At 42.2% G+C, this 23,942-nt stretch carries 22 protein-coding genes; 14 read left to right on the top strand and 8 right to left on the bottom strand.

Features of this window, described 5'->3' with window-relative positions:
* Positions 1-28: 28 nt before the first annotated feature.
* The gene (locus tag R8P61_04055) at positions 29-754 is read left to right on the top strand and encodes a T9SS type A sorting domain-containing protein (protein MDW3646215.1); all 726 of its coding nucleotides are present in this window, start codon (positions 29-31) and stop codon (positions 752-754) included.
* Positions 755-865: 111 nt separating this feature from the next.
* On the opposite strand, the gene R8P61_04050 is transcribed toward R8P61_04055, so the two are convergent.
* The 3 genes from R8P61_04050 to R8P61_04040 form a co-directional block, all read right to left on the bottom strand.
* Complete coding sequence (locus tag R8P61_04050) at positions 866-1,036, bottom strand: histone H1 (GenBank protein ID MDW3646214.1); 171 nt, start codon at positions 1,034-1,036, stop codon at positions 866-868.
* 90 nt (positions 1,037-1,126) lie between these two features.
* Positions 1,127-2,350 (bottom strand): aminotransferase class I/II-fold pyridoxal phosphate-dependent enzyme, encoded by a 1,224-nt coding sequence (locus tag R8P61_04045; protein ID MDW3646213.1) that lies wholly within the window; start codon positions 2,348-2,350, stop codon positions 1,127-1,129.
* Positions 2,351-2,640: 290 nt separating this feature from the next.
* Positions 2,641-3,744 (bottom strand): zinc dependent phospholipase C family protein, encoded by a 1,104-nt coding sequence (locus tag R8P61_04040; protein ID MDW3646212.1) that lies wholly within the window; start codon positions 3,742-3,744, stop codon positions 2,641-2,643.
* 184 nt (positions 3,745-3,928) lie between these two features.
* Here R8P61_04040 and R8P61_04035 point away from each other — a divergent pair, with 184 nt between their 5' ends.
* The 4 genes from R8P61_04035 to R8P61_04020 all read left to right on the top strand — a co-directional run bounded on the left by R8P61_04035 (position 3,929) and on the right by R8P61_04020 (position 6,005).
* Positions 3,929-4,255: a hypothetical protein gene (locus R8P61_04035; GenBank protein MDW3646211.1), complete on the top strand. Its 327-nt coding sequence runs from the start codon at positions 3,929-3,931 to the stop codon at positions 4,253-4,255.
* Positions 4,256-4,385: 130 nt separating this feature from the next.
* Positions 4,386-4,688: an ATP-dependent Clp protease adaptor ClpS gene (locus R8P61_04030; GenBank protein MDW3646210.1), complete on the top strand. Its 303-nt coding sequence runs from the start codon at positions 4,386-4,388 to the stop codon at positions 4,686-4,688.
* A gap of 62 nt (positions 4,689-4,750) precedes the next feature.
* Positions 4,751-5,446, top strand: coding sequence for a leucyl/phenylalanyl-tRNA--protein transferase (gene aat / locus R8P61_04025; protein MDW3646209.1), 696 nt, complete (start codon positions 4,751-4,753; stop codon positions 5,444-5,446).
* 46 nt (positions 5,447-5,492) lie between these two features.
* On the top strand, positions 5,493-6,005 hold the full coding sequence (locus R8P61_04020; GenBank protein ID MDW3646208.1) for a hypothetical protein: 513 nt from the start codon (positions 5,493-5,495) through the stop codon (positions 6,003-6,005).
* A 147-nt stretch (positions 6,006-6,152) separates the two neighbouring features.
* On the opposite strand, the gene yihA is transcribed toward R8P61_04020, so the two are convergent.
* Positions 6,153-6,761 carry a ribosome biogenesis GTP-binding protein YihA/YsxC gene (yihA, locus tag R8P61_04015; protein MDW3646207.1) on the bottom strand — a complete coding sequence of 203 codons (609 nt, stop codon included), beginning with the start codon at positions 6,759-6,761 and terminating at the stop codon, positions 6,153-6,155.
* A 65-nt stretch (positions 6,762-6,826) separates the two neighbouring features.
* Here yihA and ubiE point away from each other — a divergent pair, with 65 nt between their 5' ends.
* Positions 6,827-7,555, top strand: a complete 729-nt coding sequence (gene ubiE, locus R8P61_04010) for a bifunctional demethylmenaquinone methyltransferase/2-methoxy-6-polyprenyl-1,4-benzoquinol methylase UbiE (GenBank protein MDW3646206.1) — start codon at positions 6,827-6,829, stop codon at positions 7,553-7,555.
* Positions 7,556-7,806: 251 nt separating this feature from the next.
* Positions 7,807-8,463 carry a porin family protein gene (locus R8P61_04005; GenBank protein ID MDW3646205.1) on the top strand — a complete coding sequence of 219 codons (657 nt, stop codon included), beginning with the start codon at positions 7,807-7,809 and terminating at the stop codon, positions 8,461-8,463.
* A 99-nt stretch (positions 8,464-8,562) separates the two neighbouring features.
* Here the strand turns inward: R8P61_04005 and R8P61_04000 are convergent, their stop codons facing one another.
* Positions 8,563-12,012 (bottom strand): pyruvate carboxylase, encoded by a 3,450-nt coding sequence (locus R8P61_04000; GenBank protein MDW3646204.1) that lies wholly within the window; start codon positions 12,010-12,012, stop codon positions 8,563-8,565.
* A 97-nt stretch (positions 12,013-12,109) separates the two neighbouring features.
* Positions 12,110-12,880 (bottom strand): hypothetical protein, encoded by a 771-nt coding sequence (locus tag R8P61_03995; protein MDW3646203.1) that lies wholly within the window; start codon positions 12,878-12,880, stop codon positions 12,110-12,112.
* A gap of 358 nt (positions 12,881-13,238) precedes the next feature.
* On the opposite strand from R8P61_03995, the gene R8P61_03990 reads away from it, so the two are divergent.
* Positions 13,239-13,736, top strand: a complete 498-nt coding sequence (locus tag R8P61_03990; GenBank protein MDW3646202.1) for a hypothetical protein — start codon at positions 13,239-13,241, stop codon at positions 13,734-13,736.
* A 1-nt stretch (position 13,737) separates the two neighbouring features.
* On the opposite strand, the gene speD is transcribed toward R8P61_03990, so the two are convergent.
* Positions 13,738-14,094, bottom strand: a complete 357-nt coding sequence (gene speD / locus R8P61_03985; GenBank protein MDW3646201.1) for an adenosylmethionine decarboxylase — start codon at positions 14,092-14,094, stop codon at positions 13,738-13,740.
* A gap of 456 nt (positions 14,095-14,550) precedes the next feature.
* Here speD and R8P61_03980 point away from each other — a divergent pair, with 456 nt between their 5' ends.
* From R8P61_03980 to R8P61_03955, 6 genes are all read left to right on the top strand, one after another.
* A complete protein-coding gene (locus tag R8P61_03980) occupies positions 14,551-15,264 on the top strand; it encodes a hypothetical protein (GenBank protein ID MDW3646200.1) in 714 nt (237 codons plus the stop codon).
* A 98-nt stretch (positions 15,265-15,362) separates the two neighbouring features.
* Entirely contained in the window at positions 15,363-16,055 is a 693-nt protein-coding gene (locus tag R8P61_03975) for a hypothetical protein (protein MDW3646199.1), read from the top strand.
* Between the two features lie 48 nt (positions 16,056-16,103).
* A complete protein-coding gene (locus R8P61_03970; GenBank protein ID MDW3646198.1) occupies positions 16,104-18,164 on the top strand; it encodes a carboxy terminal-processing peptidase in 2,061 nt (686 codons plus the stop codon).
* A gap of 11 nt (positions 18,165-18,175) precedes the next feature.
* Positions 18,176-19,222, top strand: coding sequence for a hypothetical protein (locus tag R8P61_03965; protein ID MDW3646197.1), 1,047 nt, complete (start codon positions 18,176-18,178; stop codon positions 19,220-19,222).
* Between the two features lie 59 nt (positions 19,223-19,281).
* On the top strand, positions 19,282-20,427 hold the full coding sequence (locus R8P61_03960; protein ID MDW3646196.1) for an NAD(P)/FAD-dependent oxidoreductase: 1,146 nt from the start codon (positions 19,282-19,284) through the stop codon (positions 20,425-20,427).
* 524 nt (positions 20,428-20,951) lie between these two features.
* A complete protein-coding gene (locus R8P61_03955; GenBank protein MDW3646195.1) occupies positions 20,952-22,829 on the top strand; it encodes a hypothetical protein in 1,878 nt (625 codons plus the stop codon).
* Between the two features lie 85 nt (positions 22,830-22,914).
* Here the strand turns inward: R8P61_03955 and R8P61_03950 are convergent, their stop codons facing one another.
* A complete protein-coding gene (locus R8P61_03950; GenBank protein MDW3646194.1) occupies positions 22,915-23,931 on the bottom strand; it encodes a glycoside hydrolase family 43 protein in 1,017 nt (338 codons plus the stop codon).
* Positions 23,932-23,942: the final 11 nt, after the last annotated feature.

The raw sequence follows: 23,942 nt of genomic DNA, 5'->3' as shown, positions 1-23,942 counted from the left end.
GAAATTAGCTCAATTAGATTAATGTTTTATGCAGTATATTCAATTGAAGCCTTTGGTATTCCTATGCCTCTTTTATCCTTTTTCTCTTAACGCACAGGTATTACTAGAATCTGAGCCAAATAATTCCTTTTCGTCGGCAGATTCTTTGTCGCTTGACAGTACTATACAGGGCCTGCTCTTTCCCAATAATGATGATGATTATTACCAAATCCCACTAACCCAAAAAGGCTTAGTTAGCATCCAGGTAAATAATGTCCCTGAAGATGTACTGATTCGCCTAAAATTATATGATTCAAGCTTCTCTGAAATAAACTTCAAAAATGGTCTGTTCGGACAGGACCTTCAGATGGACACGGAAGTTTGTGAGAGAGGAATTTATTATGTCAGGGTCTATGCGTTAGAAGAAAACCCTCAACTGAGGTATGAATTGAAGGTCCAACTTGACAGCAGCGGTGGCCCTCTTTCGTGTTTGACAAATTTAAGAGAAATGCCAGCCTGGGCCTCCGATTTCAAAGTTTATCCAAATCCAGCGGATAGTTACTTCTTTGTCGATCTGACAGGAATGACTTTTCCAGGGGAGGAAAGCTGGTTTTTGAGCTTGCGCAATGCAAGAGGAAGCTTAGTTCTTAGGCAAAAACCAGACAGAGGATTGAATTATTTATCACTTCCTAAATTAGCAAATGGTTTGTATCTACTTGAATTACAAACAGATAGGGGGAATATTTACCAAAAAATAATCATAAGTAATTTGTGAATCTTTTCTATTAGGTCTGAATTCCCCTTAGCTAAAGCACAGAAATGTATACAAAAAATTAAAGCCGACACCCTAAGGTATCGGCTTTAATTATTTCTTGGTCTGGGTTTATCAGGTCTTAGAAGCCTGAATATCCTTCCGAATCTCCTGCGCGAGAACTTTCAGTTCCTGCATTGCTTTGCGAGCGCGGGTTCCGGCAGCCTTGTTGCCTTTGTCATAAAACTTTGAGAAATCATCTTCGATTCCGATGACAAGGCTTTTTAGTTTTGCGTATTTATCCATTTTGTTTACTTTTTGAATATAGAGGCAATGTTACAACAAAAAACGTTCATTGTCAACAAGAAAGCCCATTTTAACGCATTCAAAAGCATTTTATCGCATCTGCGCAGCATAAGGAGTCACGTCTCTGTAGGCTCCTCTATCCAAATTTTCACGGATTTTTTCGAAAGCCTCCAGGGTATACTCAACATCTTCCATACGGTGAGCTGCTGTTGGGATCAGGCGCAATAAAACGACTCCTCTTTCCACAACCGGATAGGCAACTCCTGATGCAAAAATCTTATGATTCTCGCGAAGGTCTACCATGATTCCGATAGCTTCCTGAGGTTCTCCTGAAAGATATACAGGCGTAACGGGAGATTGGGTATTTCCGATACTAAATCCTCTTTCTTTCAAGCCGTTTTGCAGCGCATTGACAATCTTCCACAAATTGCTCCTAAGTTCAGGCATTGTACGCAGCATCTCAAGACGCTTGATTGCACCAACTGTCATCGGCATGCAAAGAGATTTTGCATAGATCTGGCTTCTCATATTATACTTGAGATAGGTAATCACCTTTTCATCTCCACATACAAAAGCTCCAAATCCAGCCATTGACTTGGCAAAGGTATTGAAGAGTACATCAATTTTATCCTGTACACCAAAATGTTCGCCGGTTCCGATACCCGTAGCTCCCATAACACCGAAGCCATGCGCATCATCAACAAACAATCTTGCACCATACTTTTCTTTCAAAGCACAGACTTCATCCAGTTTTCCAAGGGTTCCGGTCATACCGAATACTCCTTCTGTGATGATCAGGATTCCTCCTCCGCTTTTCTCAACCATTTTCTTAGCTCTCTTCAAACGAGCTTCGAGCTGCTCCATATCATTGTGCTTGTAAACCAATCTTTTTGCAAGACTCAGGTTCATACCATCCATGATACAGGCATGAGACAATTGATCATAAACGATCACATCTCTCCTGTCCGTGAGGGTTTGCACAATAGATACACAGCCCTGGTAACCGAAATTCATCAAGAAGGAATCCTCCTTTTGCATGAATTCAGCCGCTTGAGCTTCAAAATGTTCGTGATTATCAGAGTTACCGGTGAGCATCCGGGAGCCCATAGGATAGGCCAGTCCATAATCGCCAGCTGCCTGACGATCAATTTCTCTAATCTCCGGATGATTAGCGAGTCCAAGGTAGGAATTCAGGGACCACACGAGTACGTCTTTTCCACGATACTTCATCCATGGGCCAACGTCTCCTTCCAATTTAGGGAAAGCTACATATCCGTGGCCAATTGCAGCAAACTGTCCAAGGTCAGTCTGCATGTTGCGGTCGATTTTGTCAAAAATATCCAAACTCTTAGTTTTTAGTTGTAAGTAGTGGTTTGAGGCAGAGTAGATTATCCAGAGTGAAAAAGGATATAGACAAATATGATAAAGAACTTTTTGCTTTTACGCTCTGGTACTCATGCATCTTCATTCACCAGAGGGCAAATTTAAGACTATTTCCTAAATATGAAAACAAACTTATCTCAGCAGGAAGCTTTCTCTAGCTGCCATTAAAAATGCATAGATAGTCCTTTTACGTCCCATTAGTCAGGAAACAGGCTGATTATCTAGCTTCCAAAGCTTGAAAAGATTTTTGGGAGATAATCTTCCGAGTCATTTTTCGAGGGCAAACTTAAAAAGGGGATCCACTCAGGCTGCCCGGAATGGTGCAAACACATTTTGTCCGAATGATCCTCCTGAACTGGTAATAGGAAGCCCAAACCTCCCGCTTCCCGATCGATTATCTTCAACAGCTTCTCATAGGATTTTGGGCGTTTGTACTTAAGGCTCTGTTTCAAAAGGGGACTCAGATCAGGAGAGCCCGCCAGTTTCCAGGCAGTATACCAATAGGCTCCTGTCCGTAAAATGGATTTTTTCATCCGCCTTTCCACCATACCATCCAACATCAGATGATAAGCTTTTGAATATTCACGGGAATATGCCCGGATTACGATATCGTTCCTGCTTTCGTAGCCATATTTTTTATCGCTGGGAAATTTGTCATTTAAAGAGGCTTCAAAATTCAAGACGGAATCAAGAGCTGTATGACTTTCCAGAACGGCATCCCAGCCCTCTTGCAAAATATCCTCAATGAAATAGGCCCTTCCCACCAGAAAATCATACTCCCTGGCAAAAAGTTCCGGCAAACGCGATTCCCAAAATCCATGTATGCCCTTTTGCCCCGTCATCTGGCCATTGTAATTCTCTGTTGTATGTAGAGGTACATGTGCGTCTCCCACATAATGCCCGATATCAGAAGAGATTTTCAGAATTTGGAGGAGGTTTTGATCTTCAAATGCCTTTTTCAGTCGAAAAATATCCTCCGGAAGATGATAGGGCAGATTGCCATAAGCCATCAAGGTATCCTTCCCAAATTTTTCTACTGCTGTTTGCCATCTGCGGGGTACATTAGAAAAAGGCAATTCCCCAAAATGATCGATATCAATGAAATGCCTGGCAGCTTCTCCATCTACCGCATATCTCCGCTTATCCGGGTCAACCGCATGCTCTGTGATGAAGTCTAAATGGGTTTTATATAAAACCAACATTTCTTCGGGCAAGGTAAAAACAGCCAATCGATTGATCCGCTGATGTGCCCAAAAGCCCCAGGAAAAAACAAAGGTTTGCGGGAGAAAGATCAGGAGGAGGAAAAGTGGTAAGAACCTTTTCATGTATCTTCAGAATTACGGCAGAAAATTGCTTCATTTTTTTAACGGAGAAAATCAAATTTGAGTATCCTTTCCCCACCCAATTCTAAAAAATTTAGATTAGCGAAACAATTGCGTCCCATGATAGTGAAGTTCTTCTTCAAGTAGGCAGCATGCTGTTATACCTTATATTTTCAATAAAAGAAACATGAGAAACAAACTACTCTTCACCCTTCTATTCCTGATCGGCATTTTTGTGTTGGGAATCCTGGCCGCAGATCCCTTATACCATGCAAGTCCGCTGGATAAAAGCGAAGCACTTTCCACCATCATTTTTTGTATCGCATTTTTTACGGGGGTTTTCAGCTTTTTCCTCTACGGAAAATCCCCCACCGCATTGGTTATCTGGATTATAGCAGGGCTCATTGGGGCAGCTGTTTTGAACACGAATGCAACATTCGGCTATTTATGCGGGCTATATTTGCTAAGCGTTGTAGGAGTTCATCGATTGGCCAAAAGCAATTCTGCAGCATAAATTTCAGCTTTAAACGACTCGCAAGTTTTTCTCCAAACAGGCAATAATTATGACGATTAAACATTCTTAATACAGCTCTCCCGAGATTTTCTTATATTTGCACTCAATAATACAAACAAGTAAAAGACTCATGAAAGAGTTGATTTGGAATAATATTCTAATCAAGGAAGCCGAGCTTGTCAAAGAAAACATAGACACAGACAAACCATCCGTACTAGTTGTCTGGAATGATAATGTAAACACCTTCGAGTGGGTCATTCAATCTCTGGTTGAGATTTGCGAGCATAAACATGACCAGGCCGAGCAATGTGCCTGGATCATCCACACCAAAGGGAAGTATGCGGTCAAGCATGGTCCCAAGAAAAAAATCAACCATATGCGTCAGGCCCTGGTAGACAGAGGGATTGGAGCAACTGTTGAAGAGAAGGTTTAAACTAATCCTTTATAATTATTGCCTATTTCAGGCAACATTCTATTTCCCGTATCCGCTGGGACATGCCTATTTTTGCCTTAAATGAAGAGATTTTTTTTCCGCCTCCTTATCTGGCAAATCCGGATGGGATATTGGCTGTAGGAGGCGATCTTCGCCCTGAAAGACTTCTGCTGGCATATGAGATGGGTATTTTCCCCTGGTATTCTCCTGATGAACCTATTATCTGGTGGTCCCCGGATCCCCGCTTTGTTCTCTACCCTTCTGACCTCCGTGTTTCAAAAAGCATGCGGCCTTATGTAAATGGCAAGCGTTTTCGGGTCAGTTTTGATGAGGCATTCTCTGAAGTGGTATCAAACTGTCAAAAGATCTTCAGGCCCGGTCAGGATGGAACCTGGATCACCGGAGAGATGATGGATGCATATTGTCACTTACATGAATTGGGACTTGCTCATTCAGTAGAAGTCTGGCAGGAAGATCAGCTGGTTGGAGGACTCTATGGAATTTCCCTGGGACGGTGTTTTTTCGGAGAATCCATGTTTAGTAAAGCCAGCAATGCCTCCAAAACAGGATTTATAAGTCTAATCAGGAAATTGGAGGAAAAGGGCTTTGAATTGATCGATTGTCAGGTTCATACTCCACATTTGGAAAGCCTGGGAGCTCAACATATCCCCCGCGAGCTATTCCTCAAGCAATTGGAAGAGGGGCTAAAAGAACCAAGCTTGAAAGGTGACTGGTCAGTCTTATTATCTGACAGCTGAGGCAAAAAAACTCTTTCAAAAATCGAATTTTCTCTAATTTCGGTACATGTTTCAAGCAAGCGTTCTTAGAACCCTCCTGTATCTTGGCTTGTTTTTGTTGTCCTCTTTATTCGTAAATAGTTTATCTGCCCAGCATCAACTCTTTCTGGAGTTGGGAGGATTTAGTAAATCCTATTCTGCAAACCTGGGGCTTCAACTCTCAGATAATCACAATTCCAAATCCTATCTCAGGATTGGAGCAGCAATAGAGGAAAATCGATTGATCGTTCCTGCCGGTATTATTTTCCTCAAAGGAAGCCGTTCTCATTTCTTTGAACTGAGTACAGGCATTACCCTCCGCTCGGATGGAATCCGTTTTTGGGACAGAAGCCGTTCAGACATTACCATCAAAATCAACACAGGGCTTGCCTACCGCTACCAACCTTACAGAGGCTCCTATTTTGTTACTTTTGGGCTCTATCCTTTTGGACGTTTGGATCCTACCCCCAGAGGACTGGAGTTAAGTAACATCGCCTTTGGTTTCCAACCCGGCTTTAGCATTGGGATGAATTTGGACTAGGGGAAAGAAGGCTAAAAAAAGCTGACATTCGGGCTAAAATAATTGTCATCCCGAGCTCTGCCGAGGGACCTCAATTATTAATCTTAGAAGAATACAGGCAACTCTGGTCAGGGTGACAAGCTATCGGATTAGGATCAGGCAACCTACTTAAGTCGGCTGCTTAAATAGAGGATTGATTCCTTCGATGTAGTTTCCCAGTTCTTTCATCCCTCTACCATTTACTGCTGAGGTATAGATAGTGTGGGGCAATTCTTCCCAGGTCTCCAACAAAACATGCTTGTAGTTTTTGAGGTTACGGGAAAACTCCTTTTGATTGAGTTTATCGATTTTGGTAAAGAGGATGCTAAATGGGATACCCTTTACTCCGAGAAACTCCAGAAACTCTAAATCATTGGCCTGAGGTTTGATCCGACTATCGATAAGTACAAAGACGCACATCATATTCCGACGGGTCATGAGATAATCAAAGATCATATCTCCGAAATTGGCTCTTTTCTTTTTGGAAACAGAAGCATAGCCATAACCGGGAAGGTCTACCAAATACCAGGACTCATTTATTAGAAAATGATTGATCAATTGTGTTTTTCCGGGAGTGGAACTGGTTTTGGCCAAACTCTTTCTCCCACAGAGTTTATTGATCAAAGAGGACTTACCTACATTGGACCGTCCAACAAAAGCATACTCCGGATAGTTATCAGGAGGTAGTTGAGCCATTGTATGACTGCTTTTGACAAATTCAGCCGTATTAATTTGCATAGGTAAGAAAAGAAAAATGTAAGTTTGAGGGCGAAATTACGGAATTCTCACTTAAAACCGATTCATTGCACGATCACATAACTCCTTATCAGGACAAAGAAGCCTCAAAAAAGGCACAGGTTACGGAGATGTTTGACAACATCGCTCCAAAGTATGATCTGCTAAACCATTCGCTCTCTCTGGGTATTGATATCCTTTGGAGGAGAAAGGCCGTCAAAATGCTCGGAGAGTACAATCCTAAAACCGTAGTTGATATTGCTACCGGGACAGGTGACTTTGCGGTTGAAGCTTCAAAACTCGAGCCCAATAAAATCATCGGAATCGATATTTCGCCGAAAATGCTGGAAGTCGGTAGGGAAAAGATGAAAAAGAAAGGCCTGGACGAACTAATTGAGATGCGTGTAGGCGATTCTGAAGCGCTTGACATCGACACAGGCTGTATAGATGCTGTTACAGTGGGATTTGGGGTCAGAAACTTTGAAAACCTCAAAAAAGGTCTGGGAGAAATCCTGAGAATTCTTCGCCCAGGAGGAGCCGTAGCCATTCTTGAACCCTCCTACCCCACTCGTTTCCCCCTCAAGCAATTATTCCATATTCATTTTCGTTATATAACTCCTTTTATAGGCAAACTGATCTCTGGAGACAATGCTGCCTATACCTATTTGCCCGAAAGTGTAAAAGCCTTTCCAAATGGAAAAGAATTTACTGATATTTGTAGGGAAGTTGGCTTCAAGAAAGTATTATATAAGCCACTGACATTTGGAATTTGTTCCTTATACCTTTTAGAAAAATAATATACTCTGAAAAAATTCTACCTCTTTACGTAATGATCATGCCGACCCAGGAGATGTATTTTTCTCTCCTGAATAGGGAAAATCTATTTATGTTTAGAATTGAAAGATATTGAGTTATTTAATTCGAATTACTTTATTAAATAGCTTATCCAAAAATCTAGGGTTAATTAAATTATCTAAGGTAGGATCGATCTATGTCTCTGAATCAATTCAAAGTTTTCGCTTTATTTTGTTTGATCTCCTCTTTTTGTATGAGTTCCGTCTTTGCTCAAAAGTACGGCATACATCCATTTGATTCGAAAAAGAAACCATTCAATCTCGGTTTCCAAATCGGACTAAACTACAATATGTATAATCTCAAGGAACAGATAAACATCTGTGAAGATGGTTCCTGTGTGAATAATATTGAGGTGATCCCCAAACTGGGCTTAAGATTGGGCATGATCGCCAATCTTCGTTTGGCAGATTTTCTGAGTTTGCGAGCCGTACCTGGCGTATCATTGGAACAAAGAGATTTCAACTACAATTTTGCAGGTCTGGAAGGGGATTCCCTCGTTCAGCGGAAAATTGAATCTTCCTATTTCAATGTCCCGCTCATGCTGCAGTGGAAAACCAAATATTGGAAGCGAACCCGTTTGTATATTCTTACGGGTGTACAAGCAGGAATCAACCTGAATCCCAGTAAAAAAGTAAGAGATGATAAAAACCTCCTCAAGATTACTTCTCAGGACGTAAGTCTTGTGCTTGGGGTAGGCCTGAATATTTATGGAGAAAGGGTAAAACTCTCTCCTGAGCTCAAATACACCGCTGGCTTTTTCAATGTGTATGAGCCCCTCTACACCTCACATGCCAATGCCATTTCAACTTTGCATAGTCAGGTATTGACGCTGATTGTGAATTTTGAGTAGAAAAGACGTGTTCAGGTGTTCAGGTGTTCACGTGTTCTAGTGTTCTGGAAAAATAAGCCAGAATACTAGAACACCTGAACACCATGTTAAGCTTTCGGCTTATTCCATCTCCACTACCAAATCATCCTGTTCAACCATCACGCCTTCCTTGAGGTGGATGCGTTTTACCTTTCCTTCTACAGGTGAGGTAACGGTTGATTCCATCTTCATCGCTTCAATCACAAATAGAGGCTGATTCTTTTTGATCTCATCTCCCTCTGCCACTTTGATTTTGGTAAGACGACCCTGAAGTGGACATCCAATCTCATTTTCGGACTCCGCTTTTTGGTGAACGACTTTATCCACTTTTATGGATTTATCTCGGATCAGAATCGATCGAGTTTGACCGTTGATCTTGAAATAAACCAGTCGATTTCCATCCTCATCTGCCTCTGATTTGTACATATACTGAATCAGCAGTTTCTTTCCGGGTGCAATTCGAACCAGGATTTCCTCATTAGACTCCATCGGATAGAAGAATGCCGATGTCGGAATCTTCATGACCTCATCGTAGGTCTGCAAATGGGTATAATAAGAGTCAAAAACTTTGGGATAAAGTTTGGAAGAAATGAAATCCAGGAAGTCCATGCGTTCATCCGGATACTCCTTTTTAAACTGCTCAAACTCCCGCTCAAAGTCCACGGGTGCTAAATGAGCATTAGGTCTATCGGTATAAGGGACTTCTGCTCCCAGAATAATTTTTTGAAGACGCTCAGGGAAACCTTTATATGGCTGTCCCAAATCTCCTCTGAAAAAGCTTTTTACCGATTCAGGGAAAGCAAGGTCTTCTCCTCTTTCCAATACATCCTCTGGACTCAAATCATTGGAGGTCATGAACAAGGCCATATCTCCCACAACTTTGGAAGAAGGCGTAACCTTGACAATATTTCCAAACATATGATTGACCTTGGTATAATTGTCTTTGATCAATTCAAATTTATCTTCCAGTCCCAAAGATCTGGCTTGCGGCAGAAGATTTGAATACTGCCCTCCGGGAATTTCGTGCTTATATACCTCAGCGGTACCTGCGCGCAATTCGGATTCGAACGGATAGTAATACTCCCTCATGATCTCCCAATAGGTTGAGTAGGAATTCAGGCTTTCAAGATCAATCGGTAATTCTCGCTTATGTCCTTCCATCATTGCGACGAAAGAATTGAAATTGGGCTGCGAGGTCAGTCCCGACATAGAAGCCATAGCCAGATCAATTACATCTATTCCCGCTTCTACAGCTTTGAAATAAGTGGTCAACTGGTTGGAAGAAGTATCATGTGTATGCAGATGAATGGGAATATCCACCGCCTTTTTAAGCTCCGTAATCAAGATTTCAGCTGCTCTCGGTTTGAGAAGGCCTGCCATATCCTTGATGGCCAGGATATGGGCTCCAGCGTCCTCCAGACTCCTTGCGAGGTCCAGATAATATTGGAGATCATACTTCTTGAGGTTCGGATTGCTGATATCACCGGTATAGCATATACATACCTCAGCCAAAGCTTCGGTTCTTTCTCTTACCGTATTGATACTCACCTTCATGGCTTCCAGCCAATTGAGGGAGTCGAAAATTCGAAATACATCGATACCCGTTTCCCAGGCTTTCTCAATAAATTTCTCTACCAGATTGTCCGGATAAGCTTTATAGCCTACGGCATTTGATCCCCTCAATAGCATTTGAAGCAGAATATTGGGGATTTTCTGGCGAAAAAGTCTGAGTCTTTCCCAGGGACTTTCTTTGAGGAAGCGCATGCACACATCAAAAGTTGCTCCTCCCCATACTTCCATAGAAAAGAGATTGGGATGATTGCGGGCGAAAGATTCTGCTACCGCAAACATATCGATGGTCCGCATACGAGTGGCCATCAAAGATTGATGGGCATCGCGGAAAGTCGTATCTGTGTATTGTATACTTTTCTGTCCTTTCAGCCAGGTAGTGAATTTTTCCCTGCCCATTTCGTTCAGAAGGTCCTTACTCCCTTTAGGATAAGGCACTCTCCGGTCAAAGGAAGGGACTATCGGCTCGCGGAAAAGTTTACGCTTGTCTATATACTTGACATCCGGATTTCCATTTACCAGGACGTTTGCGAGGTATTTGACTGTTTTGGTACCCCGGTCCAGCCCGGTTGAGGTTTGCAGAAGGTCAGGATTGTCTTTGATAAAGTTGACCGTAACTTCTCCTGCCTGGAAACTGGGGTGTCTGACTACATTTTGGAGAAAGGCAATATTTGTCTTCACTCCTCTAACCCGAAATTCCCGCAAAGCCCTGTCTATCCGCTGGGTTGCTCCTTTCAAAGTCCTGCCCCAACCGGTAATCTTTACCAGCATGGAGTCGAAAAATGGCGAAATTTGAGAGCCGACATAGGCATTACCTGCATCCAGCCTTATCCCAAAGCCAGAAGCACTACGATAGGCAATAATCTCTCCATAATCCGGTTTAAATCCTGCTTCCGGATCTTCTGTCGTAATTCGACACTGCACTGCAAATCCATTGACTTTTACATCTTCCTGTTTGTGGATATAGATTTGCGGATCTGTCAGTTTCGCTCCGGCGGCGATCAGGATTTGCGAACGGACAATATCAATGCCCGTAACCTCCTCCGTAACCGTATGCTCAACCTGCACACGAGGGTTGACCTCTATGAAATAGATTGAGCCATCGTCATCCACCAGGAACTCTACAGTACCAGCATTGTTGTAGTTGACATGCCTGGCTATCGCCAGGGCATATTTGTAGAGTTTTTCCCGGGTTTCCTGTGGCAAAGTGGAAGGTGCCATTTCGACCACCTTCTGGAAGCGCCTTTGGACCGAACAATCTCGCTCATACAAGTGAACGATATTGCCATAATTGTCCCCAAGAATCTGTACTTCGATGTGCTTGGGATTGGCAATAAACTTCTCAATGAAGACCGTATCATTGCCAAATGCTGTCAGGGCTTCATTTTTTGCTTCGAAAAAGGCTTTGCTGAGTTCTTCTTCAGATCTTACTACACGCATCCCTCTTCCTCCACCTCCAAAAGCAGCTTTGAGCATGATGGGGTATCCGATCCGATCCGCTTCTGTAACAGCCTGAGAAAGTTTGTCCAGATTTACATCGCTGTCTGGAATAAGGGGTACATCTACAGCATCGGCAACTTCTTTTGCAGCTACCTTATCACCGAGAGCATCCATAGCCTCAGGTCTGGGACCAATAAAAACAATCCCATTTTCTGCACATTTACGGGCAAACTCTACGTTTTCCGATAAAAAGCCATAGCCGGGGTGAATAGCCTCCACTCCCTTTCGTTTTGCAATATTGATGATAACATCAATATCCAGATAAGGCTTCAAGGGTTCATCCTTGCCGCCGATCATATAGGCTTCATCCGCCTTATAACGGTGTAGTGAATAGCGATCCTCATAGGAGTAAATCGCAACAGTCTGAATTCTCAGCTCTGAGAGAGCTCTTAGTACGCGAATAGCAATCTCTCCTCGGTTAGCTACTAAAATCTTGGTGAATTTTCTGATTTGAGCGGGCATGATTGCATATGTTAGGTTGGTTCAGCCGCGAATGTAATAATTCGTCGATCAAGGTAAAAACCAAGTTCGCAAATATCTTGAAAAGCTTGCAAGAGGATTATTGATAAGCCTTACGTCCCTTTTTGTAATCTTCGAAGCGAAAACCAAGGCCAATTCGGAATACATGCAGCTGGTCATTACCAATTTTGGTACCCAGATTTCCAATATTATCGAGATAATCCGTACCCAGGGTTTTGAGGGTATAGCTTATTTGCAGATTGATGGAGGTACTCAATTGGAAATCAATCCCTCCCGACAAGGGAAAGTATAGCATAAAAGAACCGTACTCCAGTTCATCTGGCGCTCGGGTAGATCTTTTTCTAAAAAGGAGTATTCCGTCCTGAGCGCGCGGGAAAAAACTTTGGCCTCCGATTCCGGCTTCCAGAAAAGGTTTTAGCCGTAAACTTTTAGGAAAAGGAGAAAATCGCAATCCAATCTCTCCATATATCAGTACGCTTTCTGCATAAGAATTTGGGGTAATGACACTCAGATTCCCCTCGTATTCATAGGACACCGGATCAATGCCATCACTCTGGGCAGAATATTTCCCATAGCCCAATCGAAAGACCGGCAAAAGAGGTTTAGAAGCATCCTTTCGAAAACTCAGGTCAAATCCGGGGTGTAAAGCGAATTGGGTGACGCTTCCTCCAGATGTACGGTCAAAATTAAGATCGCCAACATATCCCGTAGCCGTAAATCCCAGGGTCAACACTCGCCAACTGGATACCAGATTTCTGGCTTCTTCTACTGCTTCCGGACTTTGCACTGCTACTTCATTTAAGTCCAAATCGATTTCTCCTCTTTTAAAAAGTTCTGGATTTGGAGGCATAGGACGGCTACCTTTTCTCTTTAGGAATGGCCTTTGCGCCTTAATTTTATCAATTTGTACCCTTTCTGACATACCCAGCTTTTCCGAATTAGTAGTATTACCTGGAGGCTTTATTTGTGCAATTGCCCTTAGGGAATAAACTAAAACAAGAAATATTAGTAATATATACTTAGTAAGGGTCATAGGGTGCAAATTGACCAAAAAACGTCTGTATCAGTCTGTTTTTCTAATTTCCGAATATGCCGACGAAAAAGAATTGTAGCTTTTATCAATTCCTTACCTACAGAGGGATTTGTTTGAGATTGGGTTGTGATTTAAAACAGATGTGAGTAATTTATGTTAATAGAAGAATATGGCGATGTCTAAGATTTTCACATACCTGCTCTCCGCATTGATCCTGATCAGTTTTGCAGGATGCGATAATGAACCGGTTTTTCCTATTGAGCCTCAAATCGAGTTTGTTGACATCACACCCAAACGAGTACAATCTCTTGATTTAGACCAACCTATACAAATTACGTTCCGATTTCAGGACGGAGATGGTAATCTGGGTGCCCTCGACTCAACAGATATCAATCTCGAAATCATTGATTCCAGAATAAATAGTAGCCTTACACCTGACAAGGCCATTTCAAGATATAGCATTCCCAACCTTACTCCCGATGCTAGAAAACCTTCTATTCAGGGAGAAATCACTGTAAATATTCCGTTTACCATTGTAGTGGATCCTCTCGCCCAGGAAGAAGACATCCGTTTTCAGATCAAAATGTGGGACCGTGAAGGAAATTTGGCAACCCCAATTACCGACAATCCGGATAATTCCATTTACACAGATTTTATAACGGTCTTCCGGTAATTCATTGTTGAATTTCTGCCCCTCTAAACATTTCCTTCGTACGGGAATCTGTACACTTCAGACTTAGCTTTAAGGATTCATAGGCCTTCCAGGGGTCTACCCCATCTCCACAGGTAAAGATATCTACCGCAGCATAGCCCTGATCCGGCCAGGTATGGATGGTCAAATGGCTTTCCTGTATGATGATCACTCCGGAAACGCCGATAGGATCAAATTTGTGAAAATTACTGGAACGGATGTGAGCTCCGGATGCAAGGGCGGCCTGCTTCATCAATTCTTCTATCAGTTGGGTATCATCAAGAATTTCTCCCGGACAGGCATAATACTCCACGATCAAATGTCTTCCAATGGGCTGGATCATGCCTGCAAATATAGGAAGCATCTCCCCCTTTTCAGCAATGCTTTTTGCCTGTAAAATTAAATCATTCAAATCGTAGTCATTTCTTCAACCGAAGTTAGGGCACGCAATGACACGGTTTGTATATCCAAGAGTCCCTTGTCATTGCGAGGGAACCGAAGCAATCCCCTTGATTCAAATAGTTTCTGGAGCGAAGGAGATTGCTTCGTCCTTAATAAGGACTCGCAATGGCAGCTGCGAAAAAGGGGTTTGTATTGTCCCTAAATTTTTACCCTTATTTATCATGGCCTCTTAGGCACGAATTTCCCTTCTTTTACGTTTATATATTGAGTTTGGGAAAATGAAAATAATTCTTTTTCTGTCCCGACTTACCACATAGAATAATTGTGGTTTTTGATTTGTGATTTCAGAGGAATGTCCCAAACTTGTAATCACAATTCTTTTAATTGTGCTGATTTGAAATCAATCCGTTTTTCTTACCTGCTCTTAATCTTTTCTGCGCTCTTTTTCCTTCAATGTGAAAGGGTCAAAGAAAATATACTGCCTCATACAGAACTTATTTTCCCCCTGGAAGAAGGAAAATTCAGGATCAGTGTGATCTATGATACAACTTTTACCACGGCAGGGATCAACAATCCTTCAACAGAGGCTTATTATAAAAAGGAAATCAATGGCAAGAAAGAGGAGGATCTACTTGGACGGGAAGTAACCCTTTTGCAGGTGGAAAGATCGGATTTCGATAGAGGAACCGATTTTGATTTTGCACCTACCAGGGTTTGGTTCCAATATACTCCTGCCGAAGAAGAAGACAGTTTTTTTGCAGAAAGAATAGAAGAGAACCAACGCATCCTTGTACTGAAATTTCCCGTCTTCACCAATATAAGTTGGAATGGAAACCAGTTCAATACTGAAGGCACAGAGGAATATTATTATGCCAATGTGGATACCACAGTAAGTGTTCAGGGAAAAACCTTCGAAAATTGTGTAATGGTCATGCAGGAAAATGTGGATGGCCTAATTCGAAAGTCTCTCAAGTATGAGATTTATGCTCCCAATGTCGGCCTGATCAAAAAATACATCAATACCATTGTAAATGATGGCCCTCCGGGAGAGGAATTCAATCCGGATGAAAGCCGTGTTTACCTGGAAGAGATTGTCGAGCATAATTAATTTTTTTTCCTGGAAGGGTTCCTTTTCCCTCACAATTGACGTTTCTTTACAGGAAAGCATAATGTGAATATTGTTCGCTATCATTTAATCCCTTCTGTATGTACCGATCTATACTATGTTTGCTAGTAGTCTTTTTGAGCATAGGTATTTCAAAAGTCAATGCCCAGGAAATAGACAAAAGCAAAAGTAATTATGGCTTATTTATCAGTAGTAAGAATTTCAGCTATTCGGAGGAATTCTATAAAGAGATCAGCCAATTTCTTACCATAGATGATGATAGATCCTGGGTAGGTCAAATGAAACAGGAATTCATCATTCGCATGGGATGGATGCTACAGGAACAAATACAGAAACTTCAAAAGGCTGACACTTTATTTTTCCTCAATGCGGAACCTGCATTGGGACGCGCCTTCCTCGATTCCTATAATTTTGAGAGCCTGAGATATTCAAATGCCTCTCCTGATCTGGATGGACTGAAAAAGATTTACGTTCTGAATTCCTTTGACATCGACATGCGGAAACACCGTTCGGTCTATATCCGCAGCAATAAGATGTATACCGAATACATCCCCATCATGATGCTTTCTTTCAATATCGGAGTGATCGATCTGGAAAATGAGGGAAAAATGACCCAGACAGAAGTTTGCTTCGATGCGCAAAAATCCACCACCAATGCCAAATATTTCGACCTTTACGCTGATAGATCTGAAGTAGGGAAATTACTCAGCAAGTCCTATTCACAATGGTGGTCCCAATTGCTAAATGGCATCCCCAGCAATTGTGTAGAGTAGCGAAAATCCGTATTTTGTAAATAGCTGCTCCACAACACATAATTCTCTATGCGTTGCTTATTCTTAATCTGGCAGGTATTCTTATTGAATATCAGCCTTTCTGCTTCCCCTTTACCTGAACCTGTTTCAGAAAGTGATTGCCAGATCGTCTATGAGTTCCTGGAAATTCTGGATAAAAATCACGTCGATCCCCCGGAAAAAAATTTGGCCTGGGCGGATAGATTGAGTGCGCTCCTTATCGAAGGCCTTGATCCGAGATCCCTTTACCTGAGCCAGAAAGATGAACAGAAAATCAGGAAGCTAAATAAGGTTCTGATCCTGGACATTGAGAACAATAGCTGCAATTATCTGGAGGAACTTAAAGGACTCTTCAATCAACGGCTCACAGCATTGAATGAGAGTATGCAGGAATGGGAAAAGAAAGCCTTTGTATACAGCTCAAAAGATACCATCAGTTGGGTGCCCGGAGAAAAAGCTTATCGCCCCTTTGATTTTACTTCCCTCAAATTGGCCTGGCAAAACCGGCTCAAATACCTGGTCCTCTTTAGTATCGCGGAATCAGAAATGGGAAGTCGCTCCCTGGATTTCAGACAAGACCATTTTGAACTCCAGGTCAGAGAAATCCGCAGAGCCCGTTGTGAAATAGAACAGATTCAGGAAAGTGAGAATGGATTTGAGGCCTATTTTCTGGGGAAATTTATGGATGCCATAAGTGCTTCTTATGATCCTCATAGTGCCTATTTTTCTCTAAGCGAAAAAGAACTTTGGGACCTTGCCCTTTCTACCGAATCCTTCAGTTTTGGGTTGGAGTTCGAGAAAAGTCGGCAAGGGCAACTCCAGGTATCCAAACTAAACCCTGGGGGACCAGCCTGGAAATCCCAACTCCTACATAAAGGAGATGAGATTCTCGAATTGGAATATCCCAAAGGCAGTCCATTAGACCTGAATTGCCTGAGCATATCTCAGATTGCCAAACAACTCAAAGACTCTCGTTCTCGCTCGATGGCCTTGAAGATCAAGAAGCAAAACGGAGAGATCAGAAAATTGAGCTTACAGAAAGAAATACTCCAACTGGAGGAAAATATCATCAACAGCTTTTTGCTGGATGGCGATAAGAAGCTAGGCTATATTTATTTACCAGCCTTTTATATGGATTCCGAAGATGAGATTTCCAAAGGCTGCGCGGAGGATGTTGCCCGAGAGCTCCTGCGACTTCAGGCGGAAGGAATTTCCGGCCTGATTCTGGACCTGAGATTCAATGGAGGGGGTTCGATGAAAGAGGCCATAGACCTGGCCGGAATTTTTATCGATCGAGGGCCTATGGCAATTTTTGAGTCCAGAGAGGAGGATGCCACCTTACTCAGAGACATGAATCGGGGAAGTTTTTATGAAGGTCCCCTGGTGGTTTTGATCAATGGGCATAGTGCTTCTGCTTCTGAAATTCTGGCCTCAGCTCTGCAGGATTACGAACGAGCTGTCATAGTCGGCAGTCAGAGTTTTGGTAAATCTTCCGGACAAATCATGCTTCCTGTAGTAGGTTCAGGTTTGGGCATGGCCAAAGTGAGTATTCAGAAATACTACCGAATCAATGGGGAGAGCTATCAACTAAATGGAGTAGCCCCGGATGTAGTATTACCTACTATCGATCAGGTATTGGGACAAAAGGAGCGCGACTATCTCAGTCCATTAACCCATAAAAAAATCGAGAAAAAAACCTTCTACGAAAAATCAGGTTCCCTCCCCTACGCCTATCTTGAAGGACAAAGTGAAAGTCGGATTGACGACCATGAAGGGTTCCGATCACTCAATAACTTACTGGACAAACTACGCGCCTATCAGGATAAAGGCCTGTCTTTCATCCTCGCTCCCCAAGAATTTAAAAAAGCATGGACCCAACAAATGGAGGTCTTTCAATTGCTAAGTAACAGTCCCCAGAAAAAAACAGAGGCCTTTGTTGTCCGGAATAATCGATTTGTTGAATCCTTGCTTAAATTGGAGCCGGATAAAATCAACTTAAACAAGGAACAAAAAGATAAGATCCACCGGGATATGTACATCGAAGAAGCCTATTTCATCCTCAGTGATCTGATTCAAAAAGAAAAACCTTAATCATCTTTACCATGAAGAAAATCTACTACCTGTATGCGCTAATAAGCTTCACCCTTTTTTTCATGAATCCCCCCTCAGTCGAAGCACAAACCTTCGAGCATGCCGGGGCTTATATGACCCATATCTCAGAACAATATGCTTCTTTCAATAAAGAACTTTGGAACTATATAAAAGCCAGTGCCCATGGAAGAAATGCCAAAGTAATTGAAAGCAAAAGAAAGACACTTCTGGGAACCACCCGCATTGTCCAGAAAAGAATCCAGACTATGCCAGATTTTGAGGGAGATGCCAGTTTGCGAGATTCTGCCTCTTCTTACTTAAGTCTGATTTATCATGTACTCAATGATGATTATGCCAAAATCGTGGACATGGAAGAAATTGCCGAACAGTCCTATGACCTTATGGAAGCTTATATTTTGACCAAAGAGGCTGCAAATAACAAAATGGACATTGCTTCAAAAATGCTTTCCGAACAACAGGATGTATTTGCCCAGAATCATCGGGTAAATCTGGTCAGGGGAAAGAATGCGAAAACGGATCAAAACCTGGCTACCGCTGGAGAAGTCTATCAATACTATAATGAAATCTATCTGATTTTCTTTAAAAGCAATATTCAGGAGAGTTATGTCATGGAGGCTATTAAAAGCAATGACCTCAATGCTCTCGTTCAAAGCCAAAATGCCCTTCTGAAGTATTCTGAAGAAGGCCTGAACAAGCTGGATACTTTTCGCCTGTATAATGCAGATAAAAGCATGATCGAAATCTCAAGACAAATGCTTCAGTTCTATGTGATAGAAGCAAAAGAGAAACTTCCTGTCGTGACGGATTTTTACTTAAAAAAAGACAGTTTTCAGCGCATAAAAAAGGTGATCGATGGGAAAAAGCAGGGAGAACGGACCGAAGAAGATGTGAACACCTACAATAAAGCTGTAGCAGAATACAATGCGGCGGTCAACGAATTCAACTCTACCAATGATTTTCTGAATAAAGAAAGGAGCATCCTGATCAAACGCTGGAACCAGACTTCCGATAATTTCATTGACAGACACGTTCCTTAAACCTGGATAAGCTAAAGGGCAAAGTTTTTCCTTAAATTAAGCTCAGAAAAATTAAGATTTTGACTACTAGTACTATCATCATTGGAGCAGGTCCGGCAGGACTGGCCTGTGCAGGAAGGCTTTCGAAGGCTGGAATCCCTTATACCCTCCTGGAGAAAAGTGATCAACTCGGCCATGCCTGGCACAATCACTATGACAGACTGCATCTGCATACCGTAAAGGAACTTTCTCATTTACCCCATTTGGAATTTCCGGAGGACTATCCTCGATATGTTTCCCGACAAAAACTGCTGGATTATTTTGAACAATATGCCCGAAAGTTTGAGATCAAGCCTCAGTTCGGGCAGGAAGTACGATCCATCAATAAAGCTGGCGAAGGGCTATGGGAAGTACAGACTCAAAGTGGTCAAAGTTTTCAGACCAAACATGTGATCGTCGCTACAGGTGTCAATCGCGTACCCAATGTACCGAAATGGGAAGGACAGGAATCATTCCAGGGAGAGATTAGCCATAGCAAAGTTTATAAAAATCCTCAGCCATTTCTGGGAAAAAAGGTTTTGGTGGTTGGTATGGGAAATACAGGAGCCGAAATTGCCCTGGATCTCGCTGAACATGAAGTAGAAACCTATATATCAGTTCGCAGTCCTATTTCGGTAGTTCCTCGCGACCTCAACGGCCGGCCCGTACAAGTTACCTCCAAGCAATTGGCCAAGTTGCCTTTTGGCTTTGGTGATTGGTTGGGAACCCAGATTAGAAAAATCTATTTCGGCAATCTCAGTAAATACAATCTGGAATCCTCCAAAATGCATCCGGCTGTCCAGCTACGTGAAACAGGTAAAACTCCGGTAGTAGATATCGGGACGATTCAGGCTATCAAGGAGGGAAAAATCAAGGTCTTAGGAGAAATTGATCATTTTACATCAACAGGCCTTCAGTTCAAAAAGGGGGAGTATCATGATTTTGATGCTGTCATTCTCGCTACAGGCTATTCGGCGAATGTGGAAGATTTTGTAGAAAAAGGGGCTGAGCTTCTGGATAAATATGGCTGCCCGAAACAAGCCATTTCAGATAGCTTTCATCAAGGATTGTATTTCGTTGGTTTTGACAACTACAAATTGGGCGGAATCCTGGGAACCATTTTTACAGATTCAGAAATTGTCGTGCAAAAAATCCAGGAGTTGAGCCCCGAAAGACTCCCCTCCTGAATCAATAATGAGATTGCTGATAAAATATTTTACTGTATACTGTGTCTCATCAGTCTGAAATTGAATTCGAGCCCTAAGGATAAATACTCGATTCACTCAGACCCTTAAAAAATGTCTATGAATTAGTAGAGGATAGCAATATTGGGAGGCAATAGTAATACGAAATTAGGAAGTAAATCAATAGATAGAAATAGTCAAGGCATATTTGGTAGAAATAAGCAATTGTTCCGCAATATCTCCTTCGCAAATGGTAAAATTTCAGCTTTTGGTAAAATCAAGCAGACAAAAATTGATTTTAATTCAAGCTTTGCTTTTATTCAGGTATTCTTTCAATTTTAGCTTTGTTCAGGTTTCCTTCGGAACTCATTTCTCTACTTAAGAATACTAATTCCAACACATCGAATAGCAAGGATAGAAGTCTATAAATTCTATCCAGATCGAGTTTTGATTTTTGCCGTTTCCGGACAGAGTAACAAAATTTAGCTCAGACTTAACACAAACCGCTCATGCTTGCTCAGACCTCTATGATACGCCTTTACCTAGGTCTTTTTCTCTGTTTATCATCTCCTCAACTTTTTGCCCAAAATCAGGTAAATATCCTGAGTGCACCTACGGAAGGTTACATTTTTCCTATTGATTCAGATTTGGGAAGTGTTCGCTATGGAGTAGGCGAAAGCAGGATAGACAATCAGACCAGCAATCTCGTCAGCATTGAGATGATTATATCGGGTAATGGCTATCAGGATACTACTTTTCATAGTATTTCCACAGGTATTCATGATTTGGAAGTGGAGATTCCCCAGTTTATGGCAAATCCCTATGCGACTTATTCACTCAAGGTAAAAACTCCTACAGAGGAAATTGAAATAGACAATCTGAGTGTTGGTATTCATCTGGGAGCAGTGGGACACTCTCTGATGGCAGGTGCAGGAAATGATACCAGCATAGTTCAGGATAAAGTATGGGTCTCTCATTTAAATAATCTGGGTAATTGGACTTATGTTCCTGCTCAAGCGAATAATTCTTCTGCTCCCGGTTACATTGGAGGGACGGGTCTTCTTCTGGCTATAGCAGCGGCCGATTCGCTAAATGCCAATATCCTGCTTAATAATAAGGCAGTTTCCTCTAGTTTAATACAAGATTGCGTAGGACAAATCAATCAATTAGCAGCTATCCCCAATTTTTCTCCAAGCTGGATCATGGTATGGACAGGAGGGAATGATATAGCTGTAGCGATTGGCAATAAGACCCGGGCACAATTGGAGACTGAAATGAGTAGCGATTACAGTATGTTGTATGATCATATTCTTTCGGCTTTTCCGGAAGCCGATCAGCTCTACTTTGCAGATAATTTTCCAGCTGGAGAACAGGAGCTGGGTATGCAGAATATTGATTGGGTGGCCCTCAATGCCAAAATCATCGAAGAACTCCCTGCTCAAAAAGGTCCAAAGGCTAAATACATCAGTTCTACACAATTGGGAAAAATGCAGGATGACCTCAGGCATTGGGAAAGTGAAGCTATTCTGGATTTTGCTCCCAGACTAGGCCAAAGCCTCCGCGCCCATTATCTTGGGCAGTCAACTTTACTTGAACCCATCCGAATTCAATCTATCAGTTGGGATGCCATCCAAAGTCAGGCAAGGCTCACCCTCAGCGATGTTGTTGTATTTAGAAAAGGTACACCCAATCGAGCTTTTTATGGGAGAACCAGTAATGGTACGATCATCGTTGCCAACCAGGTAAGCTTGCATAATGGAAATGAAATCCGCCTTAACTTTAACTCTAGGCCGGATGACATCATTTTTGTTGGTCAGCAGGTTTTTAAAACCAATGGGACTCCTTACTACCCCATCGCCAATGTGTATGGCAATGGGAGAAGTCTGGCTGTGAGCTGGTGGGAGGGCTTGGATCTAATCTTTCCTATCGAAATTCTGAATTTTGAAGTGAGGGGAAATAAGATCTATTGGAACCTCATCTCTGAATTTGACAATGAACGGGCTTTCCTCGAACGCTCTCTAGACAATCAGGCATTCGAAGAAGTACAGGAGATATATTTTTTTGATAAAAAAGCTTTGGATGTCTACGAAGAAAAAGAATGGCCAGCGGAGGAACTCTTCTTTCGCCTAAAGATGATAGATCAAAATGGACAAATCACCTATAGCGGTAGCAGGACTATGAGAAGTCAGCCATCGGATCGCATCTTATTTGGCCCTAATCCTGTTCAGATAAATCAGCAAATTCGCATAAATAAAGAAGCTTATGTCCGCATCTATGATCTACGGGCAAAATTGATTTATGAAAGTCTGACAACAGTCAGAACCTTCCCTGGTCCAGAAGAAGCGGGCATTTATCTGTTACAGTTTGACGGACAGGAGTTCAAAAAATTATGGGTTCAGGAGTAAAGTATTGGGAAATTTGGGTTTTAGATATTGGGGGTCGAGGAGGATTCCTCATTTCTACATTTCTTATTCCTCCTTCTACCTTTAATTACTCTACATAGGGATCAATCGTCTGGATATAGCCCTGATCATCATAGTGAATCTCAGTCATCTTCATGGAGCGTAAATGAGTTATTCCTTTCGACAGACTGGAGTCGTGATAAAAGAGGTACCATTTGCCTTCCACTTCGCAAATTGAATGATGACTGGTCCATCCGACTACCGGGTTTAAAATCCTGCCAGCATAGGTAAAGGGTCCATAAGGATTATCTCCAATGGCATAACAAATAAAATGGGTATCTCCCGTAGAATAGGAAAAATAGTACTTCCCTTTATATTTATGGACCCAGGGAGCTTCAAAGAATCTCCGATCATTGTCTCCGGCTAATAAAGGCTCTCCATCTTCATCCAGAATTTGCAACTCTCGAGGCTCTTCTACCATTTCTTTCATATCAGCCCTTAGTCGGGCCATAATAGGTCCTAAAGCAGCTTCATGGGGCTTAGGCTCCTCATTATCCTCCTCATAGCGATTGTTCCGATATTTTTGAAGCTGTCCTCCCCAAATTCCGCCAAAATAAAGGTAGTAACTCCCTTCATCCTCAAAAACCGCAGGATCTATCGAATAACTACCCTTTATAGCCTCTGCTTCTGCTATAAAAGGACCAGCCGGGTGATCAGCTATGGCCACTCCAATTTGAAAAATGCCATCGGCTCTTTTTGCAGGGAAATAGAGATAGTACTTGCCGCCCTTCTCAGCTGCATCCGGCGCCCACATTTGTCTTTCTGCCCAGGGAACATCTTGTACATCCAGGGCAACTCCATGATCAATAAGACCGGAGCCTGGGCTATCCATAGAAAATACGTGATAGTCCCGCATCCCAAAGTGATCTCCATTATCATTGAATGGGATTCCCGCATCTATATCATGAGAAGGATAAATATAAATCCGCCCCTGAAATACATGGGCAGAGGGATCGGCTGTAAAAAGGTGGTCAACCAAAGGGGCTGATATCGCTTTGCGATCCAGTTCATCAAAATCAATATGGTCTATGCTATCTTCTGGCATATAAAAAGAAA

This window comes from Bacteroidia bacterium (assembly GCA_033391075.1).
GTDB lineage: Bacteria > Bacteroidota > Bacteroidia > J057 > J057 > JAWPMV01.
Note: the sequence above shows the minus strand (reverse complement) of the source record. Positions and strands in the feature narration are given on the sequence as shown.

Coding starts and splice junctions, on each gene's coding strand:
- R8P61_04035 (MDW3646211.1), top strand. CDS start 3,929: ATGAGAAACAAACTACTCTTCACCCTTCTATTCCTGATCGGCATTTTT.
- R8P61_04040 (MDW3646212.1), bottom strand. CDS start 3,744: ATGAAAAGGTTCTTACCACTTTTCCTCCTCCTGATCTTTCTCCCGCAA.
- R8P61_04005 (MDW3646205.1), top strand. CDS start 7,807: ATGAGTTCCGTCTTTGCTCAAAAGTACGGCATACATCCATTTGATTCG.
- aat (MDW3646209.1), top strand. CDS start 4,751: ATGCCTATTTTTGCCTTAAATGAAGAGATTTTTTTTCCGCCTCCTTAT.
- R8P61_04055 (MDW3646215.1), top strand. CDS start 29: ATGCAGTATATTCAATTGAAGCCTTTGGTATTCCTATGCCTCTTTTAT.
- R8P61_03995 (MDW3646203.1), bottom strand. CDS start 12,880: ATGCCTCCAAATCCAGAACTTTTTAAAAGAGGAGAAATCGATTTGGAC.
- R8P61_03970 (MDW3646198.1), top strand. CDS start 16,104: ATGCGTTGCTTATTCTTAATCTGGCAGGTATTCTTATTGAATATCAGC.
- R8P61_04000 (MDW3646204.1), bottom strand. CDS start 12,012: ATGCCCGCTCAAATCAGAAAATTCACCAAGATTTTAGTAGCTAACCGA.
- R8P61_03955 (MDW3646195.1), top strand. CDS start 20,952: ATGATACGCCTTTACCTAGGTCTTTTTCTCTGTTTATCATCTCCTCAA.
- yihA (MDW3646207.1), bottom strand. CDS start 6,761: ATGCAAATTAATACGGCTGAATTTGTCAAAAGCAGTCATACAATGGCT.
- R8P61_04050 (MDW3646214.1), bottom strand. CDS start 1,036: ATGGATAAATACGCAAAACTAAAAAGCCTTGTCATCGGAATCGAAGAT.
- R8P61_04045 (MDW3646213.1), bottom strand. CDS start 2,350: ATGCAGACTGACCTTGGACAGTTTGCTGCAATTGGCCACGGATATGTA.
- R8P61_03950 (MDW3646194.1), bottom strand. CDS start 23,931: ATGCCAGAAGATAGCATAGACCATATTGATTTTGATGAACTGGATCGC.
- R8P61_04020 (MDW3646208.1), top strand. CDS start 5,493: ATGTTTCAAGCAAGCGTTCTTAGAACCCTCCTGTATCTTGGCTTGTTT.
- R8P61_04030 (MDW3646210.1), top strand. CDS start 4,386: ATGAAAGAGTTGATTTGGAATAATATTCTAATCAAGGAAGCCGAGCTT.
- R8P61_03965 (MDW3646197.1), top strand. CDS start 18,176: ATGAAGAAAATCTACTACCTGTATGCGCTAATAAGCTTCACCCTTTTT.
- R8P61_03990 (MDW3646202.1), top strand. CDS start 13,239: ATGTCTAAGATTTTCACATACCTGCTCTCCGCATTGATCCTGATCAGT.
- R8P61_03975 (MDW3646199.1), top strand. CDS start 15,363: ATGTACCGATCTATACTATGTTTGCTAGTAGTCTTTTTGAGCATAGGT.